The organism is Nostoc sp. FACHB-888 (assembly GCF_014696655.1).
GTDB lineage: Bacteria > Cyanobacteriota > Cyanobacteriia > Cyanobacteriales > Nostocaceae > Nostoc.
Genome location: NZ_JACJQM010000024.1, coordinates 13420 through 25884 on the forward strand (window position 1 = coordinate 13420; position 12465 = coordinate 25884).

A 12465-nucleotide genomic window follows, 5' to 3' on the forward strand; every position below is an offset into this window, starting at 1 on the left:
AATTGATTGAGATAATGAAAGCCCAGTCATCTCATAACTGGGCTTTTTTGTATGTGATCACTTGCCTGGGGTTTCCTCTAAGAATTGGGGGCGATGCCTACGGCGGCAAGCTACGCAAAAAGCAAAGCCTATCCAAATTTAGATTCTTGCCAACCACTTTCCAAGTGATAAATCTGCTAGTGATTCTAGGGAATCAGGATTTGGAATTAACTCCTTATAAGTGTTAATTACTACAGGAGAAAATGATTTATAAGAAAGGCTCCAATACAAATTTCTAGGTCTTTTTTCTCGTGGTATGGCATCCCATTCAGATTCCAGCCTCATCCGACCAAACCCCTCTGGTACATGACCAGCATAGGTTACAACAGAGCCATCCATCCACAGCCTCATTCTGCCAATAACTTGTCTTCTTTGTGTAAATAATAATGAGCTTGGAGTTGCCAGCCATAGAAAAATGACTGGTTCATTAATCTTTCTTTGATAGCATAGTTCGGCTACTGGTTTAGCTTTACCTCTGCCATATCTAATAGTATTTCTACCTTCAATTTCTTCTTTGATTCGCCCATCAAAGCCAAGAACTTTCTCTCTAAGTTTGAGAATTGCTTGTTGTTCCTCCCCAGTGCAAGCACCAAGCCAATCTAAAAGTAGTTGCGGTGGTTCTGGAATGTTGCTTGATACAGTGCTAATATCAAGTTCCTGATAGGTAATTGGAATTGACCAAGTTTGATTAGTATCAGTATCTTGCAGTTGTAAGTAAAAATTTTGATTAATCTGGGCAATAGTAACCTGCAAAAAATCAACTATCAACTTTGTGTGTTTGCGGTCAATCAAATTATGTCTGTGAAATGAGGGTGCGTAGCTTGCCGCCGTAGGCATCGCAACTAACCGGACAGGCTGGCTGTAATCAATTTGCTCTAAAAATGGTTTCTCATCTAATAAATTGTCATAATACCGAGTTAGTTGTTGAACAATATATCTATCTTCAGTATTTTTGAGTTCTAAAATTACTAATTGTCTCGTGTCGTTAAGTGCTAAGATATCGCAGATTTCGCCCTTAACAGCATACTGTCGTTTTAAAGGTGTTAAGCCTGATAATTGCTGTAGGTTATCCCAAACAAAATCTTCTAATGCTGCTTCTGATGCAAATTCCCAACTAGAACCTGTTTTACGTAGTGCTGCACCAGCTAATATATCTTCGTCACTGCAATATTAATAAAGTAATGAGTATTATTGCATAATACGAGCGCACCCAAAACTGTTTCACTCAGGCACATTTACAGAAGAGTGAAATATGGGATGAAGTGCGTGAGTTGGAAATCCTTCTCGTTTAAGTTGGTGTTCATTCATATAGTCGTTGTCTAGGATTCCATAGCATTTAGTCTTTTGGGCTATTTCCCTTACAAAATCATCGGTGAAGACTACTCCAAAATAAGCACTATCTTTAAACCGTTCACCTATCCAAGTTGGATCAATTAATTCTCCATCATTATTTACTAGCCAAGCATGGGATACAGCTATATCAACATCATCACTTATAGCAAATTCCTCACAGTAGTTTAGGTTTGGATACCTCAACAATCCTTTTAAGCAATTTTCAAAGCAAGCTTTACGTTCACCTTTAAATGGTGATTTGACCTTTTTTACAAAAGGTTTACCATAATCCAAAACTAGCCTTTGTGTACTTTTGTATTGAAAGTCAGAACGTGTGTTAAGTTTATCAATCAAGTCTGCTTGTTCTTTTAATATTGCCAATAGACGGTCTAAATTACTGCTCATTATTTAAATACTTTTTTGCTAGTTCTTTTTCAAGTTGTGGATTTCGGTGTTCGATGATTTGTATGAGGCTGACTAGCCGATTGAACCAGTATTCACGAATCGCATCAATTTCTAAACAGGCATAGTTTATTGACAATTTTTCATCTGAGTTAGTTGATGTAGCTCCAGATGCTGCTGCAATATTCGCTTTTTTCATTTCCCCAGCACAAAGCGCATACTCAGCCTCTATCGTCTTCTGAAATTCTTCAGCAATATTTAGCTGTTCTGGGGTCATGTAACTCTGATTTTTAAATACTTCACTTGTCGCTTCTTTATTACTCATAAAATTAAAATTTTTGTATATATAAAACTATTAGTTCTTGACCTCATTATAAATATATATTATCCATATTTTCATTTTATACCTATTATTTTAGTCAAAAAATCATTCTATTCTATAGGCTTTAGCCAACCAATACATTTTTCATAATAAAATTCTTCATCTTCACAGTTAGCAATTCTAATAATATATTCTTGATGATGAGGGAAAGAGAAGGAACCAAAATATCCTTCTTTTATCGAACCATCTTCTAATAATACAAAATAAGTTCCATTGTCTTCCGGTAGCCCTTCAATTAATTCAAACTTTAATATTTTATTTGACATTTGAATTCTCCTTAAAGGAATCGCTAAAATCCTTTTTGTTCTAACTGTCTGAGTTTTTCTAACTTCCGATTTAGGAGTGAAGCATCACTTTCAGGTTCAGCATTGTCATCCACTGTACGTTCCTCTTCCAGCCATTCTAACAGTTCGGCTTTTGGACAAAATGACATTGTAGGAGATTTTTCATCACTCTTATTTTGGGGTTGTATAACTACATCATCTCCCCATTCTTCTAAGATTTTTTGACGGCGTGATTCTGTGGATTCAGGTTCTGAAATCTCATACATAACTTCAATTTTGAGATAGCCTCCTTGACTTTTGAATTGCCAGCGACTATTGTAATGTTCAAAATGTTTTTTTGCGCCCCGTTCAGTCTTCCAGCGCTTGCACCAATGTAAATCTTTATTAGTCCAAGCATATTCAGTATCACAGCTAAATGTATATAGCCAACCTAAAGGCTTATCTTCTTTGGTATAACAACGGTATCCGTAGTACATACATATAAGTTTCCATCTGCTGATTATGATTCTTTTCCGCCCATTACTAGAACTGGCTCAATCCAAACTAGTTTTCTTTGCTGCCTACCTTCTCCATAAGCTTGATTACGTAAAAAACCTCTGCGCCAATGGACGCTTTTAGTACCATGTGTACCGCTACTGCCTTCACTGCTTTGCATCCCTTCACGTTTGAGTCGATATCCAAGTCCTAACCAAAGTGGTTGATAAAAATCTTGCGCTTGCGATTTGCCAAAACCCCTATTCACTCTGACTAGTTCACTGGTTGTATCTACAAGTTCAGGGCGGCACTCCATTATCAAAATTAATCGTAGTAAAATTGAGTGCAGATATTCATTAAATCCTTTGACTACCTTGGGGTCAATATCTTCAGAATCGGTATAAGTAAGTTTTTGGGCATCAAGTTTAAATCGACGGCAAAAGGAGCTAGAACCATCGGTTGCTGCCCAATAGAGGATACCAGCTTCACTATCGTAATGCCAAAAAATAGCATCAACGCTCTTATTTTCAGGAGAAAGAATCACACCTTTGGGTAGCATAAACATTCCCGTTTTCATTGCCCAGTTTAAACTGTCAATTTCAACGGTTAAAACCGATTGCATGAGTGCTTCAAGTAAATCTTTGTTCACCCAATATGCCGGACATTTAGCTTGACCGACTTTAAACATGGTGTATAGGGTGATGTAAATCGATTCTGCGGGATTAATCCTTAATTGACGCAGTAGTTTCTGTTCCTCCGTAGAGTAGAAAATGTCTGCAACAAAACTGCAAATTTTCTCATAGCTTTCGTAACCGTCTACATGAACAACGGGACGAATAACAATTTCATTAAACCAACCTCTAGGTTTTTTACTCATGCAGCACGCCTTGAAAACTCTTCACGATGCCATTGTAGAGAATCTTGTCTAGGATAATACTGTTCCTGGGTGGGTAAGATAATGCGATCGCCCCTAAATTCCCGCATTGGTTTGGCGTTGGGTGAATCTTCCCGCAGGTTCTCAGCAACAATAATAGTGTAATCGTCATTAATGGTGAACCAAAAGCGGTCAAATGCCCAGTGATGATTCTTGCATAGTGACAACCCATTATCAATGCGGTCGTCGTAGAACTGGGAGAATGGTTTGATGTGTGAGCCATCAACGATGTTCTGACCGAGTGAGTCGAGTATTTGCAACCCGCAAAAGGCACAGCGTTGGTTGTAAGTTGAGACAACGATTTTACGAAAAGCACCATCTCGCACAATTACAGCTTGTTCATCTTCTAATTCTTCTGGTTGGTAGACCTTCCCGCCAAAGCGTTGCAACTGGTCTTGTAGTTCAGCAAAGGCGTTGACTTGTAGTAGTGGCTCGATATCCTGTGTACGCTCGTTAAACCACGAATTAATGAGTGTGTGGGTTAGTACAGTCCTGTTCTGGGGATTTTGCAGCAGTGACCAGAGTTCATCATCAAGGTAGGCGTACTCAACTGCCTGCCGAATAGCCCCAGGAGTAACAATTTTTGCTTTAGATGTAACCGTTAATTCAAATCCGAGATTGGGTTGGAAATGCCAAAAGCCATCGCTTCTAAGGTAAAAAAACGGTTGCCCAATATCTGGTTTGCGTACTGGCTCCAGGTGACTCCAAAGTTTAAGAAATGTGGCAATGAGTTCAGCCGATAAAGGAACTTGATTTTGCCTAATCTCCCCCTGGCTTATTAGCTCGATAATTGACAGCAGCAAAATGGGTTTATTTGGTGCAACCCCACTAGAACGGGATACCCTGAGATTGGCAAACTTATTGATGTAGTAGGCGAGATTTTTCGTCATTATTCACATAACTGTATAGGTCGCTTGCCATCTGCCACAAATTCTTACTGATTTACTCAACTAGAGCTAGAGCAATTTTGTCGTTTAAAATAACCGCTTTTGCAGTAGTTATTGGTGTATAAGGCATTACATCTTTGCAATAAAACAGTGGGTGGCCGGGATGCAAGTTATATGTAACTCGCTGGTAGCCTAATCCTATGAGCGATCGCACAGCCTCATTAGTCAGCTGCTCCCACTTTAAAGACTGCAAAATCCCAATTACATAGGCGTGGACATTTTTGCGCCCTTGAGCGATCGCACGTTCTCGTCCCTTGCGCTCAACTTCAAACACGGCATCAGTCAAGGTACACACCCCAGCATGACTAAGCAACAACCCGCTTTTTCCCCCTGACTTGAGTGAAAAGACGTGGTAATGCAGGTTGAAGTAAACTCCTACACGCTGACCGTAGTATGCGGCTGGGTAAATTGTGCTAAATGGATACCGATGAGTCATGATGAGCGTGCAGCTACAACCTGCATAGTTTACAGCAAATATTAGCTAACTAATACCGATAACCGTAATGTAACCGAGGTGTTTTTAGTTACTCGCAAGCTAGAGTGTAGCCGAAATAACGAGTATCTAAAAGTACAATGAGCGAGTCAAAGTTTTTGGCGATTGACCCGAAGTTAGAGGATTATTGGCGGGCAATTATTCTGTTCGGTAAAAACGTTGCTTGTTATAAATTTGCGTTGGCAAAGTCATTGTTGGAATTAGCACCGCAGGGTAAAACTAATATCACCTTGGAAGAGTTAGCAGAACCGTATTCACGTTATGTAGTTGAACACATACAGAAGTGTGATACGCAACATCAAAAAACTGACCGCCCGTATCCTTTTATTGAGGCGTGCCGACAGTTTAAAGCGGGTGCGATCGCAAGAGACGAATTACTTGAGATAACAAGGAACAAAGGATTTGATGTGGTGTTAGGTGCGTTCCACAATGTTGGTTCTGGACAAGTACCCGTAAGCTTTTACGACAAGCCCAGGAAGCGCAAAGAGATTATTGTTAAGGATGAATTATTTAAGTTATTAGAAACTGAGCAATTTCATAACTTATTACCGGAAGTAGATGCAAGGTGGCAACTTGTAGAAACTGCTTGGGATCTAGATATTTCACGCAATCTCCTAACTGTAAACTACGACTCAGCCCAACAGTTGCTATTTACATTTGGCGAAGGCAAGCGGCGGGTAGATATTACCTCATGTCGGGATGCCCTCAACGGCTACCAAAAAGGTAAGTGCTTTTACTCGTTTGCAGATATTTCGATTGAGGCAGGTTCCAAAAACCTAACCGATGTAGACCATTTCTTTCCTCACTCTTTGAACAAATTTATACCAAGTATCGATGGTGTATGGAATTTGGTGCTGTCATCTACAGAGTGTAACCGAGGCGAAGGAGGAAAATTTGATAGGCTCCCTGACACCAAATATTTAGAACGCCTGCACAATCGCAACGAATTTTTGATTACCAGCAACCATCCTCTACGCGAAACGCTTATTCAACAAACGGGTAACACGGAAGAAAAACGGCACGATTTTTTGCAGTCCATATATAATACGGCACAAACACTTTCAGGAACTGGAAGTAATGATGGCTGGAAATCAAAGTTTGAATATCCAGTAACGTTCTAAAATAGCAGGTGCAACGTCTGGTTTCCAAAAAAAAATATGCGCGAATATCGCTGCACCCGTAATGCTCTTTATGCTCATGACTGCACTGGGCGCAATGACATTAGAGAACGACAGGGGCATTACATCTGGGCAATCAACGAAGAAGCTGCATGGCAAGAAATGGCGCGGCGGTATCCAGAAGAAACCGAGGCGGGGTTTACTGTCCAGGAGTGGGAAAGTTTTGACGTTAAGGTGGTGGAAGTGAGGCGAGATGAAAATGGAAACATCATTAAGGAGTAATAAAGTGACACAAAGTCAGATAATTAAACAACTCCTTGACCCCTATGATTTTTCTCAAACTGAATGTGATGGCATGACTCGCATCTGTCACACTGTACTAACTAATCACGGCATTGAACATCACCCGATGATTGGGGTTTTGACTCAACATCATCAACACATTGAGCCGCATTTATGGATTGATTTACCAAGTGGAGAACGCATCGATTATCGAGCTAAGATGTGGCTTAAAGGAGAGGGTATTCCTCATGGAATCTTTCACCCTCAAGACTTTCCAGATGTCATCTACACTGGTCAACCTATAGAACTAGATGTGTTGTCACCAACACTACTTGAAATACTAACGCTGAGATTTGATTGGGAAAAGTTTCAGCAATATGAAATACCTAACGCTTAATTTTGCACAGGTTCTACCGTCATGATATATTGACCATACGCACGACCATTCTCCCATTCCCTAGCATCAACTATATAATAAGTATTATCAAGCTTGAAGACTGACATTCTTTTATTTATTCTGGTCGCTACTTGGCTTGCAACATTGATAAGTTCTTTAAAATTTTCAGATGCCATCTATAATTCCAACTCAATCTTGATAAACTGCTAGTTTTTTTGATTAATTATCAAAAATGTAGATTACAAAATATTAAATATATTTTGTAATCTACAGGTTATTTGCTCACCAACAAGATTATTACAAAATCGCTTGATATAAACTAAGTATAATAAAATTGAAGAACATCCATCTTTATTTTAACTATTAATGATTAGATCATTACGGCTGCTAAATTTTAAAGCATTTGAGAATCAATTGGTTGAGTTCAAATCGCTTACCCTACTCTCTGGTTATAATAACACTGCTAAATCCTCTGTATTGCAAGCACTATCACTGCTGCATCAATCTTATTCCTCAAATTTACTACAAAACACTGGTTTATTGCTCAATGGTAATTTGGTAAATATTGGCACAACTAATGATGCTTTGTATGAAAATGCAAAAGAAGACTATGTAGGATTTGAGCTTATTTTTAAAAATGAAACTAAAGGAATATGGCACTTTAACTATAACTCATTAGAGAGAGAAGCTGATGTTTTAGAGATTGGATTCAAATCTGTTGATGCCGATGTTTATCATTCAAGCATTTTTAGCGGAGAATTTCACCACCTTCAATCAGAACGTGCAACAACTGCATCAGGAATCTTAAATTACCAAAGGCGAGAACTTAGACAAATTGGGGCGCTTGGCGAATATACAGCACATTTTCTCTACACTTACGGTAATCAACCAATCCCCATCGCCGAACTCGCTCACCCGCAAGCAAAATCAACAAATTTGCTAGACCAAGTTGAGGCATGGATGGGAGAAATAAGTTCTAACCTACGCATCCAAGTTGACGCATATCTAGATATGGATTTGGTTAACTTAAAATTGAGTGACCCTATTGGATACGGCATTACCTACGTTTTACCAATTATCGTGGCAATCCTAGCATCCAGTCCAGGTGCGTTAATTCTTATTGAACACCCAGAAACTGGACTTCACAACCAAGCACAAACAATGTTGGGTAAGCTGTTAGCGCTGGCTGCTAACTGTGGCGTTCAAGTTGTGGTAGAAACTCACAGCGACCAGATTCTAAACGGTATTCGTCTTGCGGTACATGGTGGTAAAATTGAGCCGGAGGATGTGCAATTGCATTACTTTCAACGTCAAGAAAACCAAGGTCAAGCTTTTATTAAAGTTGTGTCACCACACATTGATAGAGACGGCAGAATTGACCGATGGCCTTATGGGTTCTTCGATGAGTGGGAAAACATTTTAATGGTTTTGCTAGAGCCTGCCAAAATATAACTTTATGAACGATTTTACACAAACCTTTTTTCTTAGACAAGAAGCTCAAGCGAATTTAGATAATTTAGTTAACAATTTACAAACAATACAATCTTTATTACAAGAAGGTCAAAGCCCAAGAATAGAGAATATTATTAAAGAATCAATATATCTTATTGAAAACATCATGCCAAATCTAGCATTTGATAATGCTTTGAAATTGACTTATTTAGTTAGATTCTTAGTGAATTGTCTATTGAATTTAGAAATAATCAGCAGTGATACAGATAAAATCAATCAGACTATTCAAGAAATTACTATTTGGCATGATACTGTTATCACAATATTCCAATCCAACTAATATATTTAATAAATAAAGAAGCACATTAACGCCTAATATCAACAAACACGTAAATGTGTGTAGCGATGCCTACGCTCATCTGGCAGTTATACTATGTCGTTTACTACACTTCCAACTCACGTAGCAATGCCTCATTTCTCCTTTGTGCCTCTTCCCCACTAGTTTCTACCACATCAAAAGCTTCTTTGACTGCTGCTTGCACTCTAGGCGGCAATGATTCAAATTTCTCAGAATTGAGTATGACGATGCGGCAACCTGGGTAAGGCATAAAATCAGTAAACGGTTCCATCCCCGATGTAATCAAAGTTTTGCTAAGTTCGGCAATGGGATGATGAGGCTTTTGGTTGTCCTCACTGCGGTTGATTTCTGATGCCATATAGCCGCAAAACCAACTCAAAGTGTCAATATCTTTCTGCAATGCTGCCAAAATCCCTGTTACTACTTGTTGGTTCAGGTTGACAGGTAGATTATCAAAGATGCTGTCTAGGGCTTCTGGACTGCGTTGGTGGCAATAACGCACCGCAGATTCAATAAGTTTATCGATTTTAGTAGGTTGAGATTGCCCAAATCCTTTGCCAGACATGGTAGTTGGTGTATTGAATACAGGGATTTTAGCAGGATTTGGGGTTGTGAGGTGGCGATGTTTACTTTAAGGGGTGCGCCTACGCTTGGGCTTTCCTCTAAGAAAAAATTGAAGTTATACCGCTATGTTTCAAGGTTCAGGCAATTTGGCATAACTTATCTCTGAATTGCGGTTTAAATGAGATATCAACACAACAGAACAGCCACAAATCGCCAGTTGTTGACCCAACGCTGTAGAACTCAGCAGCCAACTCACAGCGCTCGGTTATCGCTTCGCCACAACTGGCTAGTAATGTACTAGAAAATAAATAGTAAATCAGCGATCGCTCCTCTGGTTTCCTCTAAGAATGAGGGGCGATGTCTACGACGGGCTGTCCGATGTCGCTCATTTTCCAACAGAACCATCGCAAGTATGCTCCCAAACTGCCATAAACTCTTGCCACTCCTCCTCAGTCTGGAGCGGTTTGTCTTTGGTCAGTCCCACTATTCGGACTAACTGCCTAGCTTGGTCTGGGTTTTCGCCAAGCTCTATCAACTGGCTTTTTAGGTTGGGGTCGTAGCCTTGGGCTATTAGCAAGGCATACTCGGTATCGGTCATGCCGAGGTCGTGGGTTTCAGTCATGGTGGGGGGTGGGCGATCGCTTTCCTCTCCTAGATGCCAGTATGCGACAACTAAAAACTATGGGTTGGATGAACTTTCGGATGCGAGCGATGTGCGCCACATTCCTAACTATCAATTGCGGTATTTCTTGGCATCACGGGGCTAAACATTATATGAACTATTTAGTAGATGGAGATTTAGCAATTGATAATTGGCAATGGCAGATGCAATCAGGTGTTACTAATCCGCTTAGTGATACTTTTCGCATATATAACCCAAATAAGAATATTCCAGAAAAAGACCCAGACCTTAAATTTATTTACTATTGGGTAAGCGAACTAAAAGGTTACAGTCTACCAGAAATTATTCAAGGTAAATATATTGGCACTAGTTCTTATCCACCAACTATTTTAGATTGGGCTAAAACCCGCAAAGTTAACGGTAAAATCATCTCTGACCTTCGGAAAAAAGTAAGAGAAAGGTTAACTCTCCAAGGTGGAACAGAATATGAAAGTGCAGTTGCAGCTAAAGAAACAGTCAATAAATACTGGCAGCACAAAGATAGACAGTACAAAGAATTCAAGGAATTAGAGGCAGAACTAGAGTAGAAAAGAAGAAGGATAGCGATCGCAGCTAGTTCTAGGGGAAAGTCAGTTAAGAGCGTAGTTTACCACCGTAGGCATCGCCTTCACTTTGAGCGAGTATTTCAGCTAAAAATATACAAGCGAGGAAAAGTTAAAGAGTCAGCGATCCAAACGGGGTAGATATGCTTCCGACGCATAGCGGCTTTTCGTCAAACATCGCCTGGTAATAGGTGGGTCGCTTCACCCTACACTTTCTTGATGCGTAACCAAGCAATATAAATTATACAAACATCTCGTAAGCGTTCAGATTTATTCTTCAGGCATTGCTAGGTAAAACTAATGGTATTCAAACACTTTTATAATTGCACTCAAGAATGCTAAACATTTTGAAGTTCCAAAGAATGATATATGCTGCGAAGATGCTTTAAAGCTCTTTCTTTGCGTTTACGCAATGTTGCTTCATTCTGAGCTTCCTTACCTTGTAAAATTAAATGCAATTGAATTTCCTTCCATGATAAATCTTTTACCTCCTTCAAAATCAAAATTTCTTTTTCCTCTAGCTCTAACTTTTCAAAGGCTAGGTTTACCCTTTTTAATAATTCTTCTTCAATTTCTTCAGAGACGGCAAGGCTAGCATTAACATGAATTTCAATCATGCTTTCCTCAAGTTGTAAAAATCTGTTACGTTCTCGGCTCTGTTCTCTAATGATGTTATAAGCTGTAGCTCGAACCCAAGCAAGGGGTTTATCAATCTGTTCACCTTTTGCCATAAGTTTGATTCCACGCATATATGCCTCATTCAGTACCCAAGTAGGACTATAAGAATTAGTCAGATTGAATTGGGCAAGGCTGCGCTTAATGAAAGCTAACATCGAGTGGGCAGAAGAACTCCCAGAATCAAGCAAGACCTGAAATTCTGTGTCAAATGCCTTACGACCACAAGATAGCATCCGATTGCCTCCAGTTAACTAAATAGGAAGTATTACGGCTTCTTATTCGATTGAAAAATGGATTAACTTTACTTGTTAGTGACAAAAATGATGTTTTTGTGACTTGTTAATAAAATTTTTCTAAATTTTCGCCATTAGCGGTCACAAAAGTAAAATATTTTCACTATTCATTATGCAAGGTCACAAAACTCAAACATTCTCACTGTATAATAGGAGGTTAACCAAGCCAAATATGTTCACAAACTGGAAATTAAAAGGATACTGCGTATCTCTAACGAATTCTACAACTAGATGGATATGTAAGTCCGAACAGAATTTGGTGATAAGGAGCTAGTACCAATGGTCAATTTTTCTTTCTCAAAGGAAATTAAAAATCCAGAGTTACCATTAACTCATGAGCAGAAGAACATTATCCGAGAGTATTGTTCTTTAGCAAGTCTAAGCAGTTTATCAGAATCAGAAGCACAACGGATAGCAGATATTCTAGAAATCGCTCAAATAGACCAAATTATTGATTTTTGGATGACAGAAGCCGACTATGTTATTGGTCATAATTTAAACCCAATTCATGAAAATGAACACAAGAATTTTCAAGCTAGATTAAGAGAGTATCTAGTAACTGATTGTGGGGATTTGAAGCAAATTACTTTTCGGCATACCAAGTAAATTTGTCTGATAAACTAAGAACATAGTCATCACTATGTTCTTAGTTTGATAATCAAAACAGAATTTAATATCTACATTCTGCTGATTCAAAACTGAGACTATAAAACAACTACCACGCAGAGTATAGCTACTAATGTTAAACAGTAAGAAGCAAACATTAAATAGGCAACAACCGCCGCCATTCCCTCAGTTTTTTGCTCTTTAAT

At 39.0% G+C, this 12465-nt stretch carries 19 protein-coding genes and 1 pseudogene; 7 read left to right on the plus strand and 13 right to left on the minus strand.

Going from position 1 to position 12465, the window contains the following annotated elements:
- Positions 1-138: 138 nt before the first annotated feature.
- The 9 genes and pseudogenes from H6G26_RS16635 to H6G26_RS16670 all read right to left on the minus strand — a co-directional run bounded on the left by H6G26_RS16635 (position 139) and on the right by H6G26_RS16670 (position 5230).
- Positions 139-876, minus strand: coding sequence for a hypothetical protein (locus H6G26_RS16635; protein WP_242053756.1), 738 nt, complete (start codon positions 874-876; stop codon positions 139-141).
- Between the two features lie 66 nt (positions 877-942).
- A pseudogene (locus H6G26_RS43815) lies at positions 943-1191 on the minus strand (endonuclease NucS domain-containing protein); the annotation flags it as partial.
- A 69-nt stretch (positions 1192-1260) separates the two neighbouring features.
- The gene (locus tag H6G26_RS16640) at positions 1261-1776 is read right to left on the minus strand and encodes a hypothetical protein (protein WP_190730313.1); all 516 of its coding nucleotides are present in this window, start codon (positions 1774-1776) and stop codon (positions 1261-1263) included.
- Positions 1766-2098 (minus strand): hypothetical protein, encoded by a 333-nt coding sequence (locus tag H6G26_RS16645; protein WP_190730314.1) that lies wholly within the window; start codon positions 2096-2098, stop codon positions 1766-1768. The genes H6G26_RS16640 and H6G26_RS16645 overlap by 11 nt, the downstream gene beginning before the upstream one ends.
- Before the next feature lie 107 nt (positions 2099-2205).
- Positions 2206-2421 carry a hypothetical protein gene (locus H6G26_RS16650; RefSeq protein ID WP_190730315.1) on the minus strand — a complete coding sequence of 72 codons (216 nt, stop codon included), beginning with the start codon at positions 2419-2421 and terminating at the stop codon, positions 2206-2208.
- Between the two features lie 23 nt (positions 2422-2444).
- Complete coding sequence (locus H6G26_RS16655) at positions 2445-2915, minus strand: hypothetical protein (RefSeq protein ID WP_190730316.1); 471 nt, start codon at positions 2913-2915, stop codon at positions 2445-2447.
- Between the two features lie 23 nt (positions 2916-2938).
- Positions 2939-3790, minus strand: a complete 852-nt coding sequence (locus tag H6G26_RS16660; protein WP_190730317.1) for a hypothetical protein — start codon at positions 3788-3790, stop codon at positions 2939-2941.
- Positions 3787-4737, minus strand: coding sequence for an HNH endonuclease (locus H6G26_RS16665; protein WP_190730318.1), 951 nt, complete (start codon positions 4735-4737; stop codon positions 3787-3789). Before H6G26_RS16665 ends, H6G26_RS16660 begins: the two co-directional genes overlap by 4 nt.
- A 52-nt stretch (positions 4738-4789) precedes the next feature.
- On the minus strand, positions 4790-5230 hold the full coding sequence (locus H6G26_RS16670) for a hypothetical protein (protein WP_190730319.1): 441 nt from the start codon (positions 5228-5230) through the stop codon (positions 4790-4792).
- Positions 5231-5367: 137 nt separating this feature from the next.
- Between H6G26_RS16670 and H6G26_RS16675 the strand changes: the two genes are divergently transcribed.
- The 3 genes from H6G26_RS16675 to H6G26_RS16685 are packed head-to-tail and all read left to right on the plus strand — an operon-like array spanning position 5368 to position 7084.
- A complete protein-coding gene (locus tag H6G26_RS16675) occupies positions 5368-6408 on the plus strand; it encodes an HNH endonuclease domain-containing protein (RefSeq protein WP_190730320.1) in 1041 nt (346 codons plus the stop codon).
- Between the two features lie 36 nt (positions 6409-6444).
- Positions 6445-6687: a hypothetical protein gene (locus H6G26_RS16680; protein WP_190730321.1), complete on the plus strand. Its 243-nt coding sequence runs from the start codon at positions 6445-6447 to the stop codon at positions 6685-6687.
- Positions 6688-6691: 4 nt separating this feature from the next.
- Positions 6692-7084, plus strand: coding sequence for a hypothetical protein (locus H6G26_RS16685; RefSeq protein WP_242053757.1), 393 nt, complete (start codon positions 6692-6694; stop codon positions 7082-7084).
- Here H6G26_RS16685 and H6G26_RS16690 read toward each other — a convergent pair.
- A complete protein-coding gene (locus H6G26_RS16690; protein ID WP_190730323.1) occupies positions 7081-7260 on the minus strand; it encodes a hypothetical protein in 180 nt (59 codons plus the stop codon). The genes H6G26_RS16685 and H6G26_RS16690 overlap by 4 nt on opposite strands.
- Positions 7261-7450: 190 nt before the next feature.
- Here H6G26_RS16690 and H6G26_RS16695 point away from each other — a divergent pair, with 190 nt between their 5' ends.
- Both H6G26_RS16695 and H6G26_RS16700 read left to right on the plus strand, forming a co-directional pair.
- On the plus strand, positions 7451-8536 hold the full coding sequence (locus H6G26_RS16695; protein WP_190730324.1) for a DUF3696 domain-containing protein: 1086 nt from the start codon (positions 7451-7453) through the stop codon (positions 8534-8536).
- A gap of 4 nt (positions 8537-8540) precedes the next feature.
- The gene (locus H6G26_RS16700) at positions 8541-8876 is read left to right on the plus strand and encodes a hypothetical protein (RefSeq protein ID WP_190730325.1); all 336 of its coding nucleotides are present in this window, start codon (positions 8541-8543) and stop codon (positions 8874-8876) included.
- A gap of 103 nt (positions 8877-8979) precedes the next feature.
- Here H6G26_RS16700 and H6G26_RS16705 read toward each other — a convergent pair whose 3' ends face one another.
- Positions 8980-9459, minus strand: coding sequence for a hypothetical protein (locus H6G26_RS16705; protein ID WP_190730326.1), 480 nt, complete (start codon positions 9457-9459; stop codon positions 8980-8982).
- A 384-nt stretch (positions 9460-9843) separates the two neighbouring features.
- Positions 9844-10080 (minus strand): hypothetical protein, encoded by a 237-nt coding sequence (locus H6G26_RS16710; protein ID WP_190730327.1) that lies wholly within the window; start codon positions 10078-10080, stop codon positions 9844-9846.
- Between the two features lie 41 nt (positions 10081-10121).
- Between H6G26_RS16710 and H6G26_RS16715 the strand changes: the two genes are divergently transcribed.
- On the plus strand, positions 10122-10667 hold the full coding sequence (locus tag H6G26_RS16715) for an FAD-binding domain-containing protein (RefSeq protein ID WP_242053758.1): 546 nt from the start codon (positions 10122-10124) through the stop codon (positions 10665-10667).
- A 353-nt stretch (positions 10668-11020) separates the two neighbouring features.
- Here the strand turns inward: H6G26_RS16715 and H6G26_RS16720 are convergent, their stop codons facing one another.
- A complete protein-coding gene (locus H6G26_RS16720) occupies positions 11021-11515 on the minus strand; it encodes a sigma-70 family RNA polymerase sigma factor (protein WP_206757541.1) in 495 nt (164 codons plus the stop codon).
- A gap of 417 nt (positions 11516-11932) precedes the next feature.
- On the opposite strand from H6G26_RS16720, the gene H6G26_RS16725 reads away from it, so the two are divergent.
- Positions 11933-12259 (plus strand): hypothetical protein, encoded by a 327-nt coding sequence (locus tag H6G26_RS16725; RefSeq protein WP_190730329.1) that lies wholly within the window; start codon positions 11933-11935, stop codon positions 12257-12259.
- Positions 12260-12465: the final 206 nt, after the last annotated feature.